The sequence below is a fragment of the Pseudomonas sp. MG-9 genome, from assembly GCF_018729515.1.
GTDB classification, from domain to species: Bacteria; Pseudomonadota; Gammaproteobacteria; order Pseudomonadales; family Pseudomonadaceae; genus Aquipseudomonas; species Aquipseudomonas serboccidentalis.
On record NZ_JAHHZH010000003.1, the window covers coordinates 358332 to 380815 of the forward strand.

Annotated in this window: 18 protein-coding genes and 4 tRNA genes; 5 read left to right on the forward strand and 17 right to left on the reverse strand. The window is 59.4% G+C overall.

All coding sequences use genetic code 11. The features are described 5' to 3' along the window. Nucleotides 1–136 precede the first annotated feature (136 nt). Nucleotides 137–1063 carry a 1-aminocyclopropane-1-carboxylate deaminase/D-cysteine desulfhydrase gene (locus tag KKQ10_RS09885; RefSeq protein ID WP_215500972.1) on the reverse strand — a complete coding sequence of 309 codons (927 nt, stop codon included), beginning with the start codon at nt 1061–1063 and terminating at the stop codon, nt 137–139. Nucleotides 1064–1204: 141 nt separating this feature from the next. Continuing rightward, nucleotides 1205–3244: an oxidoreductase gene (locus KKQ10_RS09890; RefSeq protein WP_215500973.1), complete on the reverse strand. Its 2040-nt coding sequence runs from the start codon at nt 3242–3244 to the stop codon at nt 1205–1207. Between the two features lie 206 nt (nt 3245–3450). Here KKQ10_RS09890 and KKQ10_RS09895 point away from each other — a divergent pair, with 206 nt between their 5' ends. Both KKQ10_RS09895 and KKQ10_RS09900 read left to right on the forward strand, forming a co-directional pair. Then, on the forward strand, nt 3451–4581 hold the full coding sequence (locus KKQ10_RS09895; RefSeq protein ID WP_127652105.1) for a nitrilase-related carbon-nitrogen hydrolase: 1131 nt from the start codon (nt 3451–3453) through the stop codon (nt 4579–4581). Between the two features lie 3 nt (nt 4582–4584). Beyond that, complete coding sequence (locus KKQ10_RS09900; protein WP_127652106.1) at nt 4585–5625, forward strand: AraC family transcriptional regulator; 1041 nt, start codon at nt 4585–4587, stop codon at nt 5623–5625. Nucleotides 5626–5947: 322 nt separating this feature from the next. Here the strand turns inward: KKQ10_RS09900 and KKQ10_RS09905 are convergent, their stop codons facing one another. Both KKQ10_RS09905 and KKQ10_RS09910 read right to left on the reverse strand, forming a co-directional pair. Beyond that, a complete protein-coding gene (locus tag KKQ10_RS09905) occupies nt 5948–6844 on the reverse strand; it encodes a DUF2242 domain-containing protein (RefSeq protein ID WP_215500974.1) in 897 nt (298 codons plus the stop codon). A gap of 92 nt (nt 6845–6936) precedes the next feature. Next, nucleotides 6937–7836: a LysR family transcriptional regulator gene (locus KKQ10_RS09910; protein WP_215500975.1), complete on the reverse strand. Its 900-nt coding sequence runs from the start codon at nt 7834–7836 to the stop codon at nt 6937–6939. 120 nt (nt 7837–7956) lie between these two features. Here KKQ10_RS09910 and KKQ10_RS09915 point away from each other — a divergent pair, with 120 nt between their 5' ends. Next, on the forward strand, nt 7957–9153 hold the full coding sequence (locus KKQ10_RS09915; protein WP_215500976.1) for an MFS transporter: 1197 nt from the start codon (nt 7957–7959) through the stop codon (nt 9151–9153). 193 nt (nt 9154–9346) lie between these two features. Here the strand turns inward: KKQ10_RS09915 and KKQ10_RS09920 are convergent, their stop codons facing one another. The 10 genes from KKQ10_RS09920 to KKQ10_RS09965 form a co-directional block, all read right to left on the reverse strand. Then, the gene (locus KKQ10_RS09920; protein ID WP_215500977.1) at nt 9347–11218 is read right to left on the reverse strand and encodes a SurA N-terminal domain-containing protein; all 1872 of its coding nucleotides are present in this window, start codon (nt 11216–11218) and stop codon (nt 9347–9349) included. A 236-nt stretch (nt 11219–11454) separates the two neighbouring features. Further along, on the reverse strand, nt 11455–11727 hold the full coding sequence (locus KKQ10_RS09925) for an HU family DNA-binding protein (protein ID WP_008077714.1): 273 nt from the start codon (nt 11725–11727) through the stop codon (nt 11455–11457). A 148-nt stretch (nt 11728–11875) separates the two neighbouring features. After that, complete coding sequence (gene lon, locus KKQ10_RS09930) at nt 11876–14272, reverse strand: endopeptidase La (protein ID WP_127652111.1); 2397 nt, start codon at nt 14270–14272, stop codon at nt 11876–11878. Nucleotides 14273–14435: 163 nt separating this feature from the next. Continuing rightward, nucleotides 14436–15719: an ATP-dependent Clp protease ATP-binding subunit ClpX gene (gene clpX, locus KKQ10_RS09935; protein WP_003223632.1), complete on the reverse strand. Its 1284-nt coding sequence runs from the start codon at nt 15717–15719 to the stop codon at nt 14436–14438. Nucleotides 15720–15831: 112 nt separating this feature from the next. Continuing rightward, the gene (gene clpP, locus KKQ10_RS09940) at nt 15832–16467 is read right to left on the reverse strand and encodes an ATP-dependent Clp endopeptidase proteolytic subunit ClpP (RefSeq protein WP_127652112.1); all 636 of its coding nucleotides are present in this window, start codon (nt 16465–16467) and stop codon (nt 15832–15834) included. A gap of 92 nt (nt 16468–16559) precedes the next feature. Next, on the reverse strand, nt 16560–17870 hold the full coding sequence (tig, locus tag KKQ10_RS09945; protein WP_215500978.1) for a trigger factor: 1311 nt from the start codon (nt 17868–17870) through the stop codon (nt 16560–16562). 400 nt (nt 17871–18270) lie between these two features. Continuing rightward, nucleotides 18271–18346, reverse strand: a tRNA-His gene (locus tag KKQ10_RS09950). Nucleotides 18347–18422: 76 nt separating this feature from the next. Beyond that, nucleotides 18423–18507, reverse strand: a tRNA-Leu gene (locus tag KKQ10_RS09955). A gap of 57 nt (nt 18508–18564) precedes the next feature. Beyond that, nucleotides 18565–18640 (reverse strand) — tRNA-His (locus KKQ10_RS09960). A gap of 32 nt (nt 18641–18672) precedes the next feature. Then, nucleotides 18673–18749, reverse strand: a tRNA-Arg gene (locus KKQ10_RS09965). A gap of 275 nt (nt 18750–19024) precedes the next feature. Between KKQ10_RS09965 and folD the strand changes: the two genes are divergently transcribed. After that, nucleotides 19025–19879 (forward strand): bifunctional methylenetetrahydrofolate dehydrogenase/methenyltetrahydrofolate cyclohydrolase FolD, encoded by an 855-nt coding sequence (gene folD, locus KKQ10_RS09970; protein ID WP_127652114.1) that lies wholly within the window; start codon nt 19025–19027, stop codon nt 19877–19879. Between the two features lie 229 nt (nt 19880–20108). Further along, a complete protein-coding gene (gene pbpG, locus KKQ10_RS09975) occupies nt 20109–21047 on the forward strand; it encodes a D-alanyl-D-alanine endopeptidase (RefSeq protein ID WP_127652115.1) in 939 nt (312 codons plus the stop codon). Between the two features lie 150 nt (nt 21048–21197). On the opposite strand, the gene KKQ10_RS09980 is transcribed toward pbpG, so the two are convergent. The 3 genes from KKQ10_RS09980 to KKQ10_RS09990 all read right to left on the reverse strand — a co-directional run bounded on the left by KKQ10_RS09980 (nt 21198) and on the right by KKQ10_RS09990 (nt 22383). Next, a complete protein-coding gene (locus tag KKQ10_RS09980; RefSeq protein ID WP_127652116.1) occupies nt 21198–21404 on the reverse strand; it encodes a hypothetical protein in 207 nt (68 codons plus the stop codon). A gap of 12 nt (nt 21405–21416) precedes the next feature. Further along, the gene (locus KKQ10_RS09985; RefSeq protein ID WP_215500979.1) at nt 21417–21623 is read right to left on the reverse strand and encodes a DUF6021 family protein; all 207 of its coding nucleotides are present in this window, start codon (nt 21621–21623) and stop codon (nt 21417–21419) included. Between the two features lie 88 nt (nt 21624–21711). Beyond that, the gene (locus tag KKQ10_RS09990; RefSeq protein WP_215500980.1) at nt 21712–22383 is read right to left on the reverse strand and encodes a peptidase C39 family protein; all 672 of its coding nucleotides are present in this window, start codon (nt 22381–22383) and stop codon (nt 21712–21714) included. Nucleotides 22384–22484: the final 101 nt, after the last annotated feature.

Genomic DNA, 22484 nt, shown 5'->3' on the forward strand with positions numbered 1-22484 from the left:
TGGCGAGGGAGCTAGCTCCCGCCGGGCTGCACAGCAGACCTGAATCCTGAAAATGCGGACTGTCAGGCAGGCCGCATTCGCCGGGGTTACGACGGCTGCACCGCCGAGCGGGAGCCAGCTCCCTCGCCACAGACGTTCAACTGTGAGAGATAAGTCCTCGCCGCCCCTGCAAACCGCCGGTATGCACGAAGATCAACCGCGTGCCATGTTCGAACCTCCCCGCTTCCACCTGCTGCTTCAGGGCCAGCAACGCCTTGCCGGTATACAACGGCTCCAGCGGAACACCGCTGCTCTGTTCAGCGTTCTCGATGAATTCAAGCAACACCGGATCAACCTTGGCGAAACCACCTCGACTGGCGTCAATCAGCTCATAAGCCGATATCTGCAAACCCGCCTCCCGAACAATCGCCGCCACCTGCGGCGCCACCCCATGATCATCGGGCACCGCCAGCGCGCCGTACACCGGATGCGCACCCGCCTCGGCGAGCACCAGCCCTGCCAGCGTCGTCCCGGTGCCGCAGGCCAGCCACCAGCCGTGATAATCGCTCCAGCCCAGATTGCTCAGCTGCACGCTCACTTGTTCCTTGAGCGCCTTGCAGCCCAACGCCCCCGCCAATCCGCCACCGCCCTCGGGCACCGCATACAGATTCGGGTACTGCGCCTGCCACGGCTCCCAGAACCCGGGTTCATGCCGCGCCCGATAGCCGCCATAACCGAGCCAGTGCAGTTGCATGCCGAACGCCTGCAAATCCGCCACTGTCGGCGTTTGCTGTGGATGCCCGCGCAACAGACCGACCGTTTCGAAACCCAGACGCTTGCCGGCAGCGGCCAAGGCGTGCAGATGATTGGAGTGCGCACCACCGAGACTGATGACGCCCTGCGCCCCGGCGCGGTCAGCGGCCTTGAGGTGCTCGATGAGTTTGAACCATTTGTTGCCGCTGATCAGCGGGTCGATCTGGTCCAGACGCAGGATCGCGACCTCGATTCCGGCGCGGGTGAGCCAGTCGAGTAGCAGCGGTTCGAGGGGAGCCTGGGGTAGCCAGTTGGCGGGAGAAAGAAGCATGGGCGCAACAGCATCAGAAAAAACCAATTCTATCAGCACCAAAACATCCTGTAGGAGCTGCCGCAGGCTGCGATCTTTTGATCTTGGTCTTTAAAAGCAAAGTCAAAAGATCGCAGCCTGCGGCAGCTCCTACAGGGGGGCTTACAGCTCAGCCGCCAGACGCGAACCCTGATTGATCGCGCGCTTGGCATCCAGCTCTGCCGCCACATCGGCGCCGCCGATCAGGTGCACGTTCTGCCCCGCGGCCACCAGACCTTCCTGCAGATCACGCAGTGGGTCTTGACCTGCGCAGATCACGATGTTGTCCACCGCCAGCACTTGCGGCTCGCCGGTTTCGCCGATGCGGATGTGCAGGCCCTGGTCGTCGATCTTCAGGTATTCCACGCTGTTGAGCATCTGCACCTGCTTGTTCTTCAGGCCTGTGCGGTGAATCCAGCCGGTGGTCTTGCCCAGGCCGTCGCCGACTTTGGTTTTCTTGCGCTGCAGCAGGAACACTTCACGGGCCGGCGCGTGCGGCGCGGCTTTGATCCCGGCCACGCCACCACGGGCTTCGAGGTGGGTGTCGATGCCCCACTCTTTCCAGAACGCGGTGCGATCCAGACTGGTGGCCACGCCTTCGTGCACAAGGAACTCCGAGACGTCGAAACCGATACCGCCGGCGCCGATCACCGCAACACGTTTGCCCACCGGTTTGCGCTGCAGAATCACATCGATGTAGCTCAGCACCTTGGCGTTCTCCACGCCCGGAATCGCCGGCACACGCGGCGCGATGCCGGTGGCGAGGATGATTTCGTCGTAGCCGCCTTCAACCAGTTTCGCCACGTCGACGCGGGTGTTCAGGCACACCTCGACGTGGGTGGTCTGCAACTTGCGTTTGAAGTAACGCAGGGTTTCGAAAAACTCTTCCTTGCCCGGCACGCGCTTGGCGATATTGAACTGGCCGCCAATCTCGCTGGCCGAATCGAACAGGGTCACCTGATGCCCGCGCTCGGCCGCCACGGTGGCGGCGGACAAACCGGCAGGCCCGGCACCGACCACCGCGATCTTCTTGATCTGCTGCACCGGCAGGTAGTTGAGTTCGGTTTCGTGGCAGGCACGCGGGTTGACCAGGCAACTGGTGAGCTTGCCGCCGAACGTGTGATCCAGACATGCCTGGTTGCAGCCGATGCAGGTGTTGATTTCGTCGGCACGGCCTTCAGCGGCCTTGTTGACGAAATCCGGGTCGGCGAGGAACGGCCGGGCCATCGAGACCATGTCAGCGTCGCCTTCGGCGAGAATCTGCTCGGCGATTTCCGGGGTGTTGATGCGGTTGGTGGTGATCAGCGGAATGTTCACCGACCCACGCAGCTTGGCGGTGACCTTGCTGAACGCCGCGCGCGGCACTTTGGTGGCGATGGTCGGAATCCGCGCTTCATGCCAGCCGATGCCGGTGTTGATGATCGTTGCACCGGCCTGCTCGATGGCTTTGGCCAGGGTCACGATCTCATCCCAGGTGCTGCCGCCTTCGACCAGATCGAGCATCGACAGACGGAAAATGATGATGAAGTTCGGGCCGACCGCTTCACGCACGCGACGGACGATTTCCACTGGCAGGCGCATACGGTTTTCGTAGCTGCCGCCCCAGCGGTCGGTGCGGTGGTTGGTGTGGGCGGCGAGGAACTGGTTAATGAAATAACCTTCCGAGCCCATGATTTCCACACCGTCGTACTCGGCGGTCTGTGCCAGTACCGAGCAAGTGACGAAATCGCTGATCTGTTTCTCGATGCCCTCCTCGTCCAGCTCCTTGGGCTTGAACGGGTTGATCGGCGCCTGAATCGCACTCGGCGCAACCTGTTTCGGGCTGTAGGCATAACGTCCGGCGTGGAGGATCTGCATGCAGATCTTGCCGCCCGCCTCGTGCACCGCGCGGGTGACGATGCGGTGCTTGAGCGCTTCTTCCTCGGTGGTCAGTTTGGCCGCGCCGGAGTACACACCGCCCTCGTCATTCGGGCCGATGCCGCCGGTGACCATCAGGCCGACGCCGCCACGGGCACGCTCGGCGAAGTACGCCGCCATGCGTTCGAAGCCGCCCGGTTTTTCTTCAAGGCCAGTGTGCATCGAGCCCATCAGGGTGCGGTTGCGCAGCGTGGTGAATCCCAGGTCCAGCGGGGCCAACAGGTGCGGGTAATGAGCGGCGGTCATCGGTAACTCCACAACGAGCGATCACGGAAATTGCGGGAGCTCTGCGTCCCCCGTCAGTCATGTTCGACAGACTAAGAGTCGCACTGCTGTCACTCAATGACCGAAACTGACAACTTATTGATCCAAATGCGCAGCGCCCCTTGGCAAGCGCTGGCATGCGCCCTACCCTAGTCGCCACACTCTGTACCCGGTTGTTGTTGGTTTTCATGCGCAAACTTCTGTACCTGTTTTTCTCCATGGCCATCGTTGCCGCCCTGACCACCTACGCCATGTGGGCGGCGGACCGGCCGGCGGGGCATTACCTGTCGGACCTGCGGATCAAACTGGCGGTCGATCAGGGCACGCCGGCCGACCGTGGCAATTTGCTGGGGATTCAACCGGAACTGTTCCCCACCGACTACCAGAGCCCCGAGCGCCTGCACCGCAAACTCGCGGCCTATCTGCAGCAGGCGCAGGATCAGGGGCTGCTGAACGAAAAAACCGTGGTGGTCCTGCCCGAGCATGTCGGCACCTGGCTGATGATCAGCGGCGAGAAAGACGAGCTGTATCAGGCCCCGACCCTCGCCGAAGCAATGAACTGGCTGGCGGCGAGCAACCCGCTGCTGTTCGCCCGCGCCTGGCTAAGTGCCAAGGGCGAAAATCGCCTCGACGACGCGCATCTGCGCATGAAGTCCAAGTCCATGGCCAAGGATTACCAGGCGTTGTTCGGGGGGCTTGCCAAGGAATTCCGTGTGACGCTGGTGGCCGGTTCCATCGTGCTGCCCGAACCGAGTATCCGCGACGGCCAGCTCAAACCGGGCAGCGGCGCGCTGTTCAACAGCAGCGTGGTGTTTGGCCGTGATGGCGTGCCGCTGGGCCAGCCACAGCGGCAGATGCACCCGATCTTCGAACAACGCGACGTGATCGAAAGCGAAGACGAGCACGCAATCACCGTGGTCGACACCCCGGCCGGGCGTCTCGGTGTCCTGATCGGCAGTGACAGCTGGTACCCGGACAACTATCGCCAACTCGACGAACTCGGCGCGCAACTGGTGGCGGTGCCAGCGTTTGTGGTCGGCCACGGTGCGTGGAATCAGCCGTGGGGCGGCTACAAGGGTTCGAGTACGCCGGGGTCGGTCAGCCTCAAGCCCGGGGAAATCAGTGAAGGCCAGGCCTGGCATCGCCTGACCCTGACCGCGCAGCCACCGAGCAGCCGGGCGATCGCCGGCATCAGCGTATTCCTGCGCGGGCAGTTCTGGGACAAGCCCAGTGCGGGGCAAAGCTTCCTCAGCAGCAACGGCCAGCAATTCGCCGATGGCGAAGCCCGTGGCGCGCGTCTGCTGAACATCTGGTTGTAAACCATGAAGCCGCTGCCGATGCGCCTTGGGGATCTGTCGGTAGGCTTCGTTCACAGCCTGGCCGATGCGGTGCGCAGCCATGGCGCCGACCCGCAACCGTTGCTCGAACAATATGGCCTGGACGCGGCGCGACTGGCCGAGGCTGGTGCGCGGCTGTCGATCCCGCGCTACATGCGTCTGGGGCACAGCGCGATCCAGTTGACCGGCGATCCGGCGCTGGGCCTGCGCATGGGCCAGCTCAGCCGCTTGAGCCAGGCCGGACTGGCCGGGGTCACCGCCGCACAGGCGCCGACCGTGCGCGAAGCCGCCCGTTGCCTGATCCGCTTCGAGCCGCTGTACGGCTCCAACTATCGCGGACAGTCGAGCTTTCACGAAGACGCCCATGGCGCCTGGCTGCGCTTCTACTCGATCAGCCCGTACAACGCCTATAACCGCTTTGTGGTGGATTCGATCATCGCCGGCTGGCTGCATCAGCTGTCCAGCGTCAGCCGCGAGCCACTGCGCGCCGAGCGCATCGACATCGAATTCGCCGAGCCGGACTATCGCGATGCCTACAGTGTGTTGGGCGACTGCCCGATCCAGTTCGGCGCCGAACGCAATCAATTGCGCCTGAACCTGAACAGCCTCGCCCTGCGCAACCCGGAACACTGCCCCAGCACCTGGAAGCATTTGCTTGCATTGTGTGAGCGGGAACTGGAGCAATTGACCCGCACCCGCAGCCTGCGTGAACGCATCACTCAGCTGTTGGGGCCGTTGCTCAATGGTGGCCGGGAACCCGACCTGGAAGAAGTGGCGGCACGCCTGAAGCTGCCAACCTGGACCTTGCGCCGCAAACTGGCCGAAGAAGGCACGCAGTTTCGCGCGATCCTCAATGACACCCGCCGCGATCTGGCAATGACGTATATCCGCGACACCGAACTGGCGTTCGGCGAGATTGCCTACCTGCTGGGCTTTGCCTCAGCCGAGGCGTTTCAACGCGCCTTCAAACGCTGGAGCGGCCAGACGCCCGGCGAGTTTCGCCGCAGTCACCGCAAAACCGCCTGACGCCTTACAGCTCTGTGGCGTCTTCGGCCGGCTCTGGCTGATCCAGTTCAAACGCCTGGTATTCGAGCAGTTCTTCTTGATAGTCGTCCATCGTGTCATCCCCCTGCTGCCCGCTTGAAAAATAGCCCGGTCAAATGACCAGTGCCTCGAGCATATCGTGCCCGTATGAAGGAAAAGTGAAACCCGGCCTTCATGAAATAAAACGTAGCAGGTGGTCAGGAATTTATCGCGGGATTTTTGTCGGGGGAATGTAACGAGATTTCACATACGGCAGAAACAACTGTGGGAGCTATTTTGCTCCCACAGGGTTTCGTGCCCGGAATTACTGCATCGCCGGAATCGGCTCCGATGGCGGCGGGATATTGGTCGGGTTGGCCGGCGGTGTGATTGTTTCGGTGGCCGGCGCAGGTTCTGCACTCGGTGCCGGGATGATCGGCGCCGACTCGGCGGGAGGCACCACCGGCTCGGACCCCACCGGTGTCGGTGAAACCGGGGTCGGCGCGGGTGTCGCTGCCGGAGCTGCCGGCGCCATGATCTGGGCCGGCTCGACAATCCCTGCCGGCGGCGGCGCAGGCGCTGTCTCTACTGCCGGCGCAGGTGTTGCGGGAGTTGCCGGCGCTACAGCGGCAGGCTTCGGCTCCGGCACACCCAGATCGGTCTTGGGCTTTTCTTCGATGTGCGCGGCTTTCTTCGCGTCTGCTGGCAGGAACAGTTCGACCAGGGTGAAGAAACGCTCGTAGAACTTCTGCGAGGTCACGGTTTCACTGGCGACCTTGACCATCGAATCGTCCGACGAGCCGATCGGCATCGACACCGAGCCCAACACGCCGACCCCGAGGCTGGCGGAGTTGTTGGTCTTCTTCAGCGCATAGCGATCCTGCAGGGCATTGGCGAATACCGTGGCATGGTGCTTGGCACTGCCATCTTCGGCACACACCACGTTGAAGCTGATTTCCAGGTGGGTTTCACCCGTCTGCTGGAAGCTCTTGTGGCCACTGACCAGCTTCGGGTCACTGCTGGTGATGATGTAACCCTGGCTGAGCAGCGCACGACGGGCCGCCTCGCAACTGGCGACATCGGCCACCGGGTAATTGCGAGAATACGTACCGGAATCGTCGAAATTCTCATGCTCATAGATCGGCTTGTCTTTCGAACAGCCGGCGACAGCGGTCAACAACAGCGCCAACCCAACGACACGCATGGGAGTTGAAATCAACATTAAACATCCTGAGGGAAAACGGTCCGGGGCGTATTGTGCAACAGATCGCGGCCCCGCGGCGTACGGATTAGTGTCTTAAAACAGTTACAACTTTACCGATGATGGGCGTCTGGAAAAAGCCGCGCCGATAAATGATCGATAAATACCCGCAATTTGGCGGTTGCATGGCGACTCGAAGGCCACAGCACCCAGAACTGACCGACGTGTTGCAGATGCGCATCGAGGACCCGCTGCAAACGCCCCTGCGCCACATCCTCATGAACCATGAAGTCCGGCAGGCAGGCGATGCCCATTCCGGCCAGGGCGGCATGGTTGATGGCTTCGATGGACGTGCTGACCAGTCGCGTCGGCAAGCTCGGCTCCGGCGCGCCCTCTTCGCGGATCAACGGCCACGGTTCGAGTTTGCCGGTGGCATGAAAGGTGTGCCGCAGGCAGGCATGCTGCACCAGATCAGCAGGCGCCTGCGGGACACCGCGCTGCTGCAGATACAGCGGACTCGCCACCAACACCATGTGAAACTCGCCCAAAGGCCGTGCCATCAGCCGTGAATCTCGCGGCTGCCCGGTCCGAATCACCGCATCGAAACCCTCCTCGACCACATCAACCATACGATCGGTCAGGTCCAGATCCAGCTCGATCTGCGGATACAGCGCCATGAACGCGTTCATCACCGGCATGACCAGCCCGTGCACCTGCGGCAGGCTGATGCGCAGCTTGCCGTGCGGCTGTGACGCCGAATTGCACAGTTCGAACTCGGCAGCCTCCACCTCGGCGAGGATCTTGCGACAACGCTCAAGGAACAGTGCGCCCTCGCTGGTCAGGGTGATGCTGCGGGTGGTGCGATGAAACAGGCGCACGCCGAGTCGCGCTTCAAGCCGCGCAATACTCTTGCCGACCGCCGAGGACGAGACGCCCTGCAGTCGCCCGGCCTCGGTAAAACTACGGGTCTCGGCGACCTGCACAAACACCGAAATACCGCCCAGGCTGTCCATCCCAATCCTCCCATTCACGACATCCGTATCCGATATGTTCGGAACCGTAACCCATTTTTCTCTAATGCGCAGCACCCTAGCCTAGAGCCTTCATCTCCTTCGGCAAATGGACGCTGACTCATGAACGACGCACAACTGACCTCCTCAGGCCTCGCCCACCCGGCCGAGGTCCGCGAACGCTTACCCCTCGGTGCGCTGCTGGCCCTGGCCACCGCGGGCTTCATCACCGTGCTGACCGAGGCCATGCCCGCCGGCCTGCTGCCGCAGATGAGCGCGGGCCTGAATGTGTCGCAGGCGCTGATCGGGCAATTGGTCACGCTGTACGCCATCGGCTCGATGCTGGCAGCCATCCCGCTGACCATTGCCACACGCGGCTGGCGCCGCCGGCCATTACTGTTGTCAGCCATTGGTGGCTTTGCCGTCGCCAACAGCATCACCGCCCTGTCGGAGCTGTACTGGCTGACCTTGATCGCACGCTTGCTCGCCGGGATATTTGCCGGGCTGCTATGGGCATTGCTGGCAGGCTATGCCAGTCGCATGGTCGCCCCACACCTGCAAGGCCGCGCGATCACCGTAGCCATGCTCGGCGCGCCGCTGGCGCTGTCACTGGGCATCCCGGTGGGCACGCTGCTCGGCACCCTGGTTGGCTGGCGCCTGAGCTTCGCCATCATGACCGCACTGACGCTGCTGCTGGTGATCTGGGTGCGCTGGCAAGTGCCGGACTTTGCCGGTGAACGCGCAGGAAAACGCCTGCCCCTGCGTCAGGTCTTCACCCTGCCCGGGGTGCGCTCGGTATTGTTCGTGACCTTGTCCTACGTGGTCGCTCACAACCTGCTGTACACCTACATCGCGCCGTTCCTGCAACCGTCGGGACTGGGCGGCGATATCGACCGGGTGCTGCTGGTATTCGGCCTGGCCTCGGTGCTGAGCCTGTGGATCGTCGGCAGCCTGATCGATCATTGGCTGCGCGAACTGGTGCTGATCAGCACGGCGCTGTTCATGCTCTCAGCCATCGCTCTCGGCCTTTGGCGTGAATCGGCGACAGCGGTCTACATCGCCGTCGCCGTGTGGGGCCTGGCATTCGGTGCAATGCCTTCACTCCTACAGACCGCCTCAGCAAAAACCGCCGCAGAAGCTGCAGATACGGCGCAATCGATGCTGGTGACACTGTGGAACGTCGGGATTGCCGGCGGTGGGCTGGCCGGTGGCTTGCTGCTGGGGAATCCGGGGGTTGGGGCCTTTCCGTGGATTGTTGTGGGGTTGCTGGCATTGACCTTGGGTGCGGCGCTCAGGGCGCGGGGTCATGGGTTTGCGTGAGCGGGATATTGGGGTGTGTCTGCCAAGGACTGAGTGACTGGCAGGCCGCCTTCGCGAGCAGGCTCGCTCCTACAGTGGGATTGGATGTCTACCCCGTAACGAAGGAACCCGAGCCACGGCGAGGGCCGAACGTTGGGGCAAAAAAAACCCCGACCATAAGATCGGGGCTTCCCTTTTACCGCTCAGTCAAACATCAATACCGCTTGATGTCCGCCTGACTCTCCAACTGCTTGCGGAACGCCGCAAAGTCCTGCTGACCTTCACGAGAAGCGAGGAAACGACGGTATTGCGCCTTCTCTTCGTCAGTCGGCGCAACGGCCTCGTTCACACCGTCCAGGCGCACGATCATCAGACTACCGTCCTGCAACGTCACGCTGCTGAAAGTCGGTTTGCCCTTGGCCGCCGGTTTCGGCATGCGGAACAGCGCCTGCAGCACAGTCGGGTCAACCCCTTCCTGAGCGCGAGTCGCCGCCGTCACAACCTTCCAGTTCTGACCGTCAACCGCCTTGTCCAGCGCAGTTTTGCCATCACGCAGACTGGCAATCAACTGCTCTGCCTTGGTCTTGGCGGCAGCACTGGCGTGCTCTTTGGTCAGTTGGGCGCGAATTGCCGTGTTAACGGCTTCCAGCGGCAGTTGCTCAGGCTTCAGGTGTTCCTTGGCACGCAACACGACCACGGTTTCCGGGTCCAGCTCAATGCCGGTGCTGTTGGCGTTTTCTTCCAGCACTTCCTGGCTGAATGCCGCCGCCACCACAGCACGGTTGGCCGCAATACCTTCGCCACCTTCACGGCCGAACGGCTTGGAGGTGTGCACGGTCAGTTTCAGATCCGCCGCGGGTTGAGCCAGGTCAGATGCTTCGAACGCCGAGTCTTCCAGTTGCTTGGTGGCTTCGACGAAACGCTGCTCGACCTGCTGAGTCTTCAGCTCGCGGGTCAGCTTGTCTTTCAGGCTGGCCAGGGTCGGTACTTCCGGTGCTTCAACACCCAGCAGCTTGATCAGGTGGTAACCGAAATCGGTACGCACCGGCTCCGACACCTGGTCCTTGTTCAGCGAGTACAGGGCTTTTTCGAAGGCTGGATCGTAGACGCCAGGACCTGCGAAACCAAGGTCACCGCCATTGTTGGCCGAACCCGGATCCTGCGAGAACTCCTTGGCCAGCGCTTCGAACTTCTCGCCCTTGGCCAGACGCGCCCGGACTTCTTCGATCTTCGCCTTGGCCTGAGCGTCGGTAGTCTTGTCGTTGACTTCGATCAGGATGTGCGCCGCGCGACGCTGTTCCGACAGGTTGGCGATCTCTTTCTGATACGCCGCCTGCAGGTCTTCGTCCTTGACGGCAACCTGGTCGAAGAACGAAGACTTCTTCAGCTCGACGTAATCGACAACCACTTGCTCAGGAGTCATGAACTCCTTGGCGTGCTCGTCGTAGTAGGCCTTGACCTCATCGTCGGTCAGCTTGACTGCGGCCGGATCGGCCTTGACGTTCAGCGAGGCGAAATCGCGGGTCTGTTTTTCCAGACGGGCAAAGGCCAGCACTTCGGCGTCAGTGACGAAACCGCTGCCTGCCACACCGGCGCGCAACTGACCGATCAGCATTTCCTGAGCCAGCATCTGGCGGAATTGCATGCGGGTGTAGCCCAGTTGACGGATCACCTGGTCAAAGCGCTCGGAGCTGAACTTGCCGTCCACCTGAAATTCAGGGGTCTGCAGGATCACTTGATCCAGTGCACCTTCGGAGAAAGCGAATTTCGATTGTTCTGCGCCTTGCAGCAGCAGCTTGCGATCGATCAGCCCCTTGAGGGCCGATTCGCGGAGCATTTTTTCGTCAAGCAAGGAAGCATCGAAGTCCTTGCCCAGCTGTTGCATCAGCTGACGGCGTTGCATGTCAACGGCCTGGCTCAGCTCGTTCTGGCTGATTTCTTCACCATTGACCTTGGCCGCATCGTTAGTGTGCGTGGTGGCCTTGAAAATGGCATCGAAACCGGTCAAAGCCATCAGTGCAACGATGACCCCGATAATGGTCTTGGCAATCCAGCCTTGTGAATTGTCCCTGATATTCTGCAGCATGCGTCCCCCAGAAACGGTTGAACTTCAAAAATTTGGCAACCGTGGAGCGTGGGTAGAATCCGGATAGAAGAAAGGCGCATCCGAGGATGCGCCTTCTCGTAACTGGCGGAGCGGACAGGGCTCGAACCCTCGATCCCGGCGTTACAGACCACTGTTTCAGCGACCTGCTCTACCGCTCCGCTGCCAAGTCAGGCATGACCCCGACCCGGATGGGTAAAAACCTGAAACAAACTAACTTAGTTGACTGCTTCTTTCAGTGCTTTACCGGCTTTGAAACCTGGCTTTTTAGCAGCAGCGATTTGCAGCGTCTTGCCGGTCTGTGGGTTACGACCAACGCGAGCTGGACGATCAGTCACGGAGAAAGTGCCGAAACCAACCAGAACAACGGAGTCGCCAGCCTTGAGAGCGCCAGTGACGGATTCGATTACAGCGTCCAGCGCACGGCCAGCAGCAGCTTTCGGGATATCAGCGGATGCAGCGATAGCATCAATCAGTTCCGACTTGTTCACTCTAAGTCCCCTTATATCTATTTTGAGATGATTCTAAGTTTTTTGGTGAAAGCAAAAACGAGTGCTGAATGGCCTACAGACACTTAAGAGCCGCTTTATAACAAGGGCTCTAAAAAGCTGTCAAGGAAGCCCCCCAGGCAAAAACGTATTAATGCGTGCTAATTCTTTCCTTTGAATCAGACTCACGTTTTTCGTCCTTGGAAACTATCTCCGGAGCCACATCCGGCAAGGGCTCCGGCGCGTATTGCAGCGCAATTTGCAGGACCTCGTCAATCCATTTAACCGGTTTAATCTGCAGATCCTGCTTGATATTGTCAGGAATCTCCTTCAGATCGCGCACGTTCTCTTCCGGAATAATCACAATCTTGATTCCGCCGCGATGCGCCGCGAGCAGTTTTTCCTTCAGACCACCAATCGCCAGCACCTGACCACGCAGAGTGATCTCACCGGTCATGGCGACATCGGCGCGCACCGGGATCCCGGTCAATGCCGAAACCAGTGCCGTGCACATGCCCACACCGGCGCTAGGACCGTCTTTCGGCGTTGCCCCTTCCGGCATGTGAATGTGGGTGTCGCGCTTCTCGTGGAAGTCCAGAGGAATACCCAGACTCTTCGCACGGCTGCGCACAACGGTCAGCGCGGCAGTGATCGATTCGACCATTACGTCGCCCAGCGAACCGGTCTTGATCAACTGACCTTTACCCGGCACCACAGCCGCTTCGATGGTCAGCAATTCGCCGCCCACTTGCGTCCAGGCAAGGCCAGTCACCTGACCGATCTGATCCTGCTGTTCAGCCAGACCGTAGCGGAATTTGCGCACACCGAGGAAATGTTCCAGCAGATCAGCTGTCACTTTTACCGAGAAGCGTTTTTCCAGCGCATGCTCTTTGACGGCCTTGCGGCAGACTTTGGCAATCTGCCGTTCAAGGCCACGCACACCCGCTTCACGGGTGTAGTAACGGATGATGTCGCGGATCGCTTCTTCGTCGAATTCCAGCTCGCCCTTCTTCAGACCGTTTGCAGCGATCTGCTTCGGCGAGAGGTATTTCACGGCGATATTGATCTTTTCGTCTTCGGTGTAGCCCGGCAGGCGAATGACTTCCATCCGGTCCAGCAGCGCCGGCGGGATATTCATCGAGTTCGAGGTGCACAGGAACATCACATCGGACAGGTCGTAATCGACTTCCAGATAGTGATCGTTGAAGTTGTGGTTCTGCTCCGGATCGAGCACTTCCAGCAACGCCGACGCCGGATCGCCACGCATGTCGCTGCCCATCTTGTCGATTTCGTCAAGGAGGAACAGCGGGTTGCGCACGCCCACTTTTGTCATCTTTTGAATCAATCTTCCCGGCATCGAACCGATGTAGGTCCGGCGGTGACCACGAATTTCCGCCTCGTCACGCACGCCACCCAGGGCCATACGCACGAATTTACGGTTGGTGGCGTGGGCAATCGACTCCGCCAGCGAGGTTTTACCCACGCCAGGAGGGCCGACCAGGCACAGCACCGGGCCACGGATCTTCTTCACGCGCTTCTGCACGGCGAGGTACTCAAGGATGCGCTCCTTGACCTCTTCGAGGCCGTAGTGATCGGCATCGAGAATGTCTTCAGCACGCGCCAGGTCGAGGCGTACCTTGCTTTGTGCCTTCCACGGCACCTGAACCAGCCAGTCGATGTAGGAGCGCACCACGGTGGCTTCAGCGGACATCGGCGACATTTGCTTGAGCTTGTTCAGCTCGGCGGTGGCTTTCGCCAGGGCATCTTTCGGCAGCCCGGCAGCATCGATGCGCTTTTTCAGCTCTTCGATTTCGTTGTGACCTTCGTCACCGTCGCCCAGCTCTTTCTGAATGGCCTTCATCTGCTCATTCAGGTAGTACTCGCGCTGGCTGCGCTCCATTTGCTTTTTGACGCGGCCACGAATGCGTTTTTCAACTTGCAGCAGATCGATCTCGGCATCCAGCAAGGCGAGCACGTGCTCGACCCGGGCCGACAGATCGATGATCTCGAGGATTTCCTGCTTCTGCTCGATTTTCAGCGCCATGTGCGCAGCCATGGTATCGACCAGGCGCCCAGGCTCATCGATGCTGTTGAGCGACGACAGGACTTCAGCCGGGACTTTCTTGCCCAACTGCACATATTGTTCGAACTGCGACAGCAGGCTGCGCACAAAGACTTCCGACTCGCGCTCGGCGGCGTCGACTTCCTCGATCAGCGAGACTTCGGCACGGCAATGGCCGTCGACTTCGCTGAAGCGCTCTACAGCGCCGCGCTGCTCACCTTCGACCAGAACCTTGACGGTACCGTCCGGCAGCTTCAGCAGCTGCAGCACAGTCGCGATGGTCCCTACGCGATAGAGAGCGTCTTCACCGGGATCATCATCAGCCGGGTTTCTCTGGGCCAGCAGCAGGATCTGCTTGTCGCCCGTCATCGCAGCCTCGAGGGCTTCGATGGATTTCTCGCGCCCCACGAACAGCGGGATAACCATGTGCGGATAAACCACGACATCACGCAATGGCAGGAGAGGCAATTCGATGGTTGTCTTCATGATTTCGCCTCTACGGCGGCCATATGGCCGTAATCAGATGGAATTAAGCTTGAAACCAAGATGGGGGCTGCCTTGAAAAAAAACAAGCGCAAAGCGGATGTAAAAAACGACATAAAAAAAAAGAGGCCCGAAGGCCCCTTCTTTGTTCCGGCAGTGTGAACGCTTACGCGTCCGGCGCTGCCTTGGCCGTCGGCTCACTGTTTTCGTAGATATACAGTGGCTTGGACTTGCCTTCGATCACGCTTTCATCGATGACGACTTTGCTCACCTCGGACTGCGAGGGAATTTCGTACATCGTGTCGAGCAGCACACCTTCGAGAATCGAACGCAGGCCACGGGCACCGGTTTTACGCTCCAGGGCACGCTTGGCGACCGATTTCAGTGCGTCGGTCCGGAATTCCAGATCCACGCCTTCCATCTCGAACAGCTTGGCATACTGCTTGGTCAGAGCATTTTTCGGCTCGGTGAGGATCTGCATCAGCGCAGCCTCATCCAGCTCGTCCAGCGTCGCGAGGACCGGCAGACGACCGACGAACTCCGGGATCAGACCGAACTTGACCAGATCGTCAGGCTCGACTTCACGCAGGGATTCACCGACTTTCTTGCCTTCCTCCTTGCTGCGCACTTCTGCATTGAAACCGATGCCGCCCTTGGTGGAACGGTTTTGAATAACCTTTTCCAGACCAGAGAACGCACCACCGCAGATGAACAGGATGTTACGGGTGTCGACCTGCAGGAATTCCTGCTGCGGATGCTTGCGGCCACCTTGCGGCGGAACGGAAGCGACCGTGCCTTCGATCAACTTGAGCAAGGCCTGCTGCACGCCTTCACCGGAAACATCGCGGGTGATCGACGGGTTGTCGGACTTGCGGGAAATCTTGTCGATTTCGTCGATATAGACAATGCCCATCTGGGCTTTTTCCACGTCGTAATCGCACTTTTGCAGCAGTTTCTGAATGATGTTCTCGACATCTTCACCTACGTAACCGGCCTCGGTGAGGGTGGTTGCGTCGGCGATGGTGAACGGAACGTTCAGCAGGCGGGCCAGTGTTTCGGCCAGCAGGGTTTTACCGGAGCCTGTCGGGCCGATCAGCAGGATGTTGCTCTTGCCGAGTTCGACGTCGTCAGCCTTCTTGTCACGCTGGTTCAGGCGCTTGTAGTGGTTGTACACCGCTACGGCCAGAACCTTTTTCGCACGCTCCTGACCGATTACATACTGATCAAGGATGCCGCTGATTTCTTTAGGCGAAGGCAATTTATGCGCGCTGCTTTCGGCCTGTGCTTCCTGCACCTCCTCGCGGATGATGTCATTGCACAGGTCGACGCACTCGTCGCAGATAAAGACCGAGGGGCCGGCAATCAATTTGCGCACTTCATGCTGGCTTTTGCCACAGAAGGAGCAATAGAGCAGCTTGCCGTTGTCCTCGCCGTTGCGGGTGTCAGTCATTCGTTCGATCCAAATCCGATAGGCTTGCAACACAAGATGAAGGCTATTGCGGGCTTTTTCAAGCCCGCTGGTGGTCGGACCTGCCGACCAACCCTATTTTGAGCTGCTTATTTTACGCGGGACGCTGGCTGATGACTTCGTCGATCAGGCCGTATTCCTTCGCAGCTTCTGCACTCATGAAGTTGTCGCGGTTGGTGTCGCGCTCGATTTCTTCAAGCGTACGACCGCTGTGCTTGGCCATCAGCGTGTTCAGACGCTCGCGGATGAAGAGGATTTCCTTGGCATGGATTTCGATATCCGACGCCTGGCCCTGGAAACCGCCCAGTGGCTGGTGAATCATCACGCGCGAGTTCGGCAGGCAGTAACGCTTGCCAGGTGCACCGGCGGTCAGCAGGAATGCACCCATGCTGCACGCCTGACCAATGCAGGTCGTCGATACGTTTGGCTTGATGAACTGCATGGTGTCGTAGATCGACATGCCCGCTGTCACCGAACCGCCCGGGGAGTTGATGTAAAGATGGATGTCCTTGTCCGGGTTTTCCGCTTCAAGGAACAGCAATTGCGCACAGATCAGGTTGGCCATGTAGTCCTCTACAGGACCCACCAGAAAGATTACGCGCTCCTTCAGAAGGCGCGAGTAGATGTCATAGGCGCGCTCGCCACGAGCAGATTGCTCGACAACCATCGGGACCAGGCCGCCTGCGGCCTGGATATCAGAGTTCTGCTGAATATACGAATTACGGAACATGCTCTGCAGTCACTCCCAAATAGTTATGTCTTGAATACGCATAAGCCAGCTCGAAGGCTGGCTTATGTGTGTACTTCTTAACGCAAAAACAATCAGTCGGCTTTTGGAGCTTCTACCGGCTTGACCGCTTCTTCGTAAGAGACCGATTTGTCGGTCACGCTAGCTTTCTGCAGAACAGTATCCACAACTTGTTCTTCCAGCACAACCGAACGAACTTCGTTCAGTTGCTGCTCGTTCTTGTAGTACCAGGACACAACCTGCTCAGGCTCCTGATAAGCCGAAGCCATTTCCTGGATCATTTCACGAACGCGGGCTTCGTCAGGCTTCAGGTCGAATTGCTTGACCACTTCAGCCACGATCAGACCCAGCACTACACGGCGCTTGGCTTGCTCTTCGAACAGCTCGGCCGGCAGTTGATCAGGCTTGATGTTGCCGCCGAACTGCTGAACAGCCTGCACGCGCAGACGGTCAACTTCGTTGGACAGCAGAGCCTTTGGCACTTCGATCGGGTTGGTGGCCAGCAGACCGTCCATTACCTGATTCTTGACCTTGGACTTGATGGCCTGACGCAGTTCACGCTCCATGTTCTTGCGAACTTCAGTGCGGAAACCGTCGATGCCGCTTTCCTTGATACCAAATTGAGCGAAGAACTCTTCGTTCAGCTCAGGCAGCTTAGGCTCGGAAACAGTGTTGACAGTCACGGTGAACTCGGCGGTTTTGCCAGCCAGGTCCAGGTTCTGATAGTCCTCAGGGAAGGTCAGGTTCAGAACGCGCTCTTCGCCCGCCTTGGCGCCAACCAGGCCTTCTTCGAAGCCCGGGATCATGCGACCGGAACCCAGCACCAGCTGAGTGCCTTTGGCGGAGCCACCAGCGAATACTTCGCCGTCAACCTTGCCAACGAAATCGATGTTCAGCTGGTCTTCGTTCTGCGCAGCGCGATCGGCCACTTCGAAACGGGTGTTCTGCTTGCGCAGGATGTCCAGCATCTTGTCCAGATCAGCGTCAGCCACGTCAGCGCTCAGGCGCTCGACAGCGATGCCGTCGAAACCGGCAACGGTGAACTCAGGGAACACTTCGAATACGGCTACGTATTCCAGGTCCTTGCCGGCTTCCAGCGACTTCGGCTCGATCGAAGGCGAACCGGCAGGGTTCAGCTTCTGCTCAACCACAGCTTCGTAGAAGGAGGACTGGATGACATCACCAACAGCTTCCTGACGAGCGTCAGCACCGAAACGGCGCTTGATTTCGCTCATAGGCACTTTGCCTGGACGGAAGCCAGCAATCTTGGCCTTTTGGGCAGTCTGCTGCAGACGCTTGTTGACCTGGCTCTCAATGCGCTCAGCCGGCACGGTGACGCTCATGCGGCGCTCAAGAGCAGTAGTATTTTCAACAGAAACTTGCATGGATATTCCTCGTTGCACAGACGTTAGCCGGCCGTTTCCGACCCCAGAATCAAGGGCATGCATTCTAGTGGGTCAAACTCAAGAAGTCACCCTACTGAAAACGGGTAAAAAAACAGCAGGCCATTTATAGGTGTGAATGCAGCAATGCACTCCACCCCGAAGACGAATAAGGACCATCACGCCAGGGCTCTGCTTCAACCGCCTCTATATATAGAAGCGCCTGTGAGCCATCTCCCTGACGGCGGATCCCGCAAACATGGCCGGTGGTCGGCACGCCAGCCTCAAGCCCGGAAACACGACGAAACGCCCCGCCCCTGCGACCCGAGACCCTGCGCAGCCAAACCACAAGCCGTAAAACAAAAAAGGCGCCAGACTGTTAAATCTGGCGCCTTTCGAAATATGGGGTGGACGATGGGGATCGAACCCACGACAACGGGAGTCACAATCCCGTGCTCTACCAACTGAGCTACGCCCACCATATTGCATCACAAAAAAGCCATTCAACTTCTTTGCTGAACTTCATCCGGCCTGCGGCATGAATGAAGCTTTAATTGGTGCGGATGAAGAGACTCGAACTCTTACGCCTCGCGGCGCTGGAACCTAAATCCAGTGTGTCTACCAATTCCACCACATCCGCAGATGAAGCTTTTAAAGCAAAGGCGCCAGACTGTTACATCTGGCGCCTTTCGAAATATGGGGTGGACGATGGGGATCGAACCCACGACAACGGGAGTCACAATCCCGTGCTCTACCAACTGAGCTACGCCCACCATATCGCGCTACTTGTGCCAAAGCTGCCTAATGGCGCACCCGGCAGGACTCGAACCTGCGACCATCCGCTTAGAAGGCGGATGCTCTATCCAGCTGAGCTACGGGCGCCTTATTAATCTGTACTCTTGGAGGACTACAAACTAAATGCTTTCCAGTGTTGCAGAACCGTAATTCCGCTCGACCTTCTTAACCAGTGCTAGGCTGTGCCCGACAAGTGCGACGAATAGTATAGAGCGCTCCCAAGGTCGTCAAATCCTTTTTGAAAAAAATTCATTTAATTAAAGGAGTTAGGGGAATTAGCTGACCAAGCGCCTTTGCCCTCACCGCCTGACATGCGAGAATGCGTTCTCTTTTTTTCCCCTCTCGATGGTTAATCACGCGCAATGACTGCACAACTAATCGACGGCAAATCGATCGCCGCCAGCCTGCGCCAGCAGATCGCCCAACGAGTTGCCGAGCGTCGCCAGCAAGGCCTGCGCACTCCCGGCCTCGCGGTGATCCTGGTCGGCAGCGATCCTGCCTCTCAGGTTTATGTCTCGCACAAGCGTAAAGACTGTGAAGAGGTCGGCTTCCTCTCTCAAGCCTACGACCTGCCTTGCGAAACCACTCAGCAAGCGCTGACCGATCTGATCGATCGCCTCAACGACGACCCGGCGATCGACGGCGTGCTGCTGCAACTGCCGCTGCCCGAGCACCTGGACGCTTCCAAACTGCTGGAACGCATCCGCCCGGACAAAGACGTCGACGGCTTCCATCCTTATAACGTCGGTCGCCTGGCCCAGCGCATCCCGCTGCTGCGTCCATGCACCCCAAAAGGCATCATGACCTTGCTGGAAAGCACGGGCGTGGACCTTTATGGTCTGGACGCGGTGGTGGTTGGCGCGTCCAACATCGTCGGTCGCCCGATGGCGATGGAACTGCTGCTGGCCGGTTGCACCGTGACCGTCACGCACCGCTTCACCAAGGATCTGGCCGGCCACGTCGGTCGGGCTGATCTGGTGGTCGTGGCCGCCGGCAAGCCGGGCCTGGTCAAGGGCGAGTGGATCAAGGAAGGCGCGATCGTCATCGACGTCGGCATCAACCGTCAGGAAGACGGCAAGCTGGTGGGTGACGTAGTGTACGAAACCGCCCTGCCGCGCGCCGGCTGGATCACTCCGGTTCCGGGCGGTGTCGGCCCGATGACCCGCGCCTGCCTGCTGGAAAACACCCTTTACGCGGCAGAAACCCTGCACGCCTGAGGCGTTTTCCCCCGGTAAAAGAACCCCGCCTGGTGCGGGGTTTTTCGTGTCTGAGAAAAAACACTAACCGTTCGCCGGAAACCCCTCTTTTTACAGGCCTTTTCACGAGATTTTCAGGTCAGTCAAACAACCATCGACAGATCTTCAGCCATACTCCTAGAATGCGACGCTTTGAAGAAATAACCCGTTACAAACTAACGGAATATCCAACTTTTATGAGTTCGCCCGCGTGAAAATTCGTCTTTCGATCCTGAGCCTGGTTTTTGCTGTTTCAGGCACATTCGTCACGCCAACTGTCAACGCCGCTGAAACCACCGCCGCGCCACGCGATGCCTCGCAACTGAAGATCGCCTCCGGCAGCGCCCTGCTTATGGATTTGCAGACCAATAAAGTCATCTATTCGAGCAACCCGGACGTGATCGTGCCGATCGCTTCGGTGAGCAAGCTGATGACCGGACTGGTCGTGGTTGAAGCGCACCAGAACATGGACGAATGGATCGACGTCGACATCAGTCACACGCCGGAAATGAAAGGTGTGTTCTCCCGAGTCAAACTCAAGAGCGAACTGCCGCGCCGCGAGATGCTGCTGATCGCCCTGATGTCCTCGGAAAACCGCGCTGCCGCCAGCCTGGCCCATCACTATCCGGGCGGTTATGCGGCGTTCATCGCGGCAATGAACGCCAAGGCCAAGGCACTGGGCATGACCAATACGCACTACGTTGAGCCGACGGGGCTGTCCGAGCGCAACGTCTCCACCGCTCGCGACCTGAGCAAACTGCTGGTAGCCGCGAGCAAGCACCCCATCCTCAGTGAGCTGACCACCACCAAGGAAAAAACCGTGTCGTTCCGCAAACCCAACTACACCTTGGGTTTCCGCAATACCGATCATTTGGTGAACAAGGCCGACTGGGACATCAAGATCACCAAAACCGGTTTCACCAACCCCGCCGGCCACTGTCTGGTACTGGTGACGCGGATGAGCAACCGTCCGGTCGCCCTGGTGATTCTCGATGCGTTCGGCAAATACACCCATTTCGCCGATGCGAGCCGTATCCGCAGCTGGATGGAAACCGGCCGGAGCACCAATGTCCCGGCGGTCGCGCAACAATACAAGGCCGAGAAAAACCTCAAGGGTCGCCAGAGCGGCGTAGTCGAAGCCTCCAAGTAACTCGAAATACCCAACGGTGGCGAGGGAGCTTGCTCCCGCTGGGGCGCGTAGCGGACCTTCTTTTTTAACAAGAAAGGCCTGCTGCGCAGTCCAGCGGGAGCAAGCTCCCTCGCCACAGAGGTAATTAGCCAGTCGTTAAATACCCGTCACTCAATCATTGGGTAACGGCATTTTATCGTCATCGGGAATGCCATCACCGGCACTCGGATCACGATGATGCTCAGGCGTCACCACATTCGGCCGAGCCAACGGATCACGCAGCGGGCTGTCCGGATCCAGTACCGGGTCCACCTCTTCTTCAGGCGTGGTCGGCACACTGTCCGGATGTTTATCGTCGAAGCTGGAATCGGTACTCATACGCACCTCACTTCAGGGTTTCAGATCGGCTAACGGGTCATAAGGTTTGGCCGGGCGCTTGCTGTCTTCGTCGGGTTGCACGTCTTTCGGCGCCTTGGCGGGGCCGACGGGGTCAACCTGGGGATCGTCGAGGTCCGGGGAATCCGGATCGAAGCCCAGATCATGACCGGACGAATGCTCGCTTGAGTGTGGGCCTTTCGGGGATGGGGAATCTGCCATGCTCGCCTCCTGATTCACCCGCACATTCGGGCTCTATCAATGAGAGGCCTGCCGGGCGTGAGGGTGCCCGGCAGATGACGAACGGAGCTTAATGTGCGGCCAAGGCCTTTTTGGCTTGCGCCGCTTCACGCTCCTGTCCGGCCTGCGCCAGTTCGTCCGCCGCCTTGAGCCAGCGCTGGCGATCGACCTCGGCAGGAATCTGCGACGGTTTCTGGATCAGCACTGCCCAGCCGCCCGACTTTTCGAACGCCGATTCAAAGGAGCTGAAACTCATCAATTCACGATGGTTCATGCCAGCGCGCAACAGCACTTTCTGCTTGCGCCGGTCGTAACCGGAAAGGATCGCGTAACGCGGTTCAGCCCAGAATGCCGAGCCTTCGCTGAAACGCACCATCACCGGATAACCGGCCGCCACCTGGGTCAGCAAGGCCGGCAAGTTGCTGTCCAGCGGATAGACCACCATGCCGTATTCGCGCGCAAGATTTTGCAGGTTCTGCTGCAACTGATCCTGTGCACCCGGCAGATGCAATGGCTTTTCCAGCAAGCCCGGCGTAATCATGACGCCCTGCTGCGACAACAGGCTGGCCAGCACTTGCGGGCCACTCTGGTTGGCTTCACCCCGATAGAACGTGCCGCTGAGTTCGACCCGCTCCGGCAGGCGCTTGACCTGCGGCGCCACACTGCCTGCACACCCCGCCAACACGGCCACGCAACCGGCCACCAGCAGCGCCCCTCGCAATCGAGTCAATACCTGCACCATCGTCACTCTCTGATCAGACGCCGGTCATCGTGTTCCGGCAACGCCTGCGATCATAGGGCGGCGCACGCCCGCGGTATAGCCTTAAACCGCAGACCGATCGA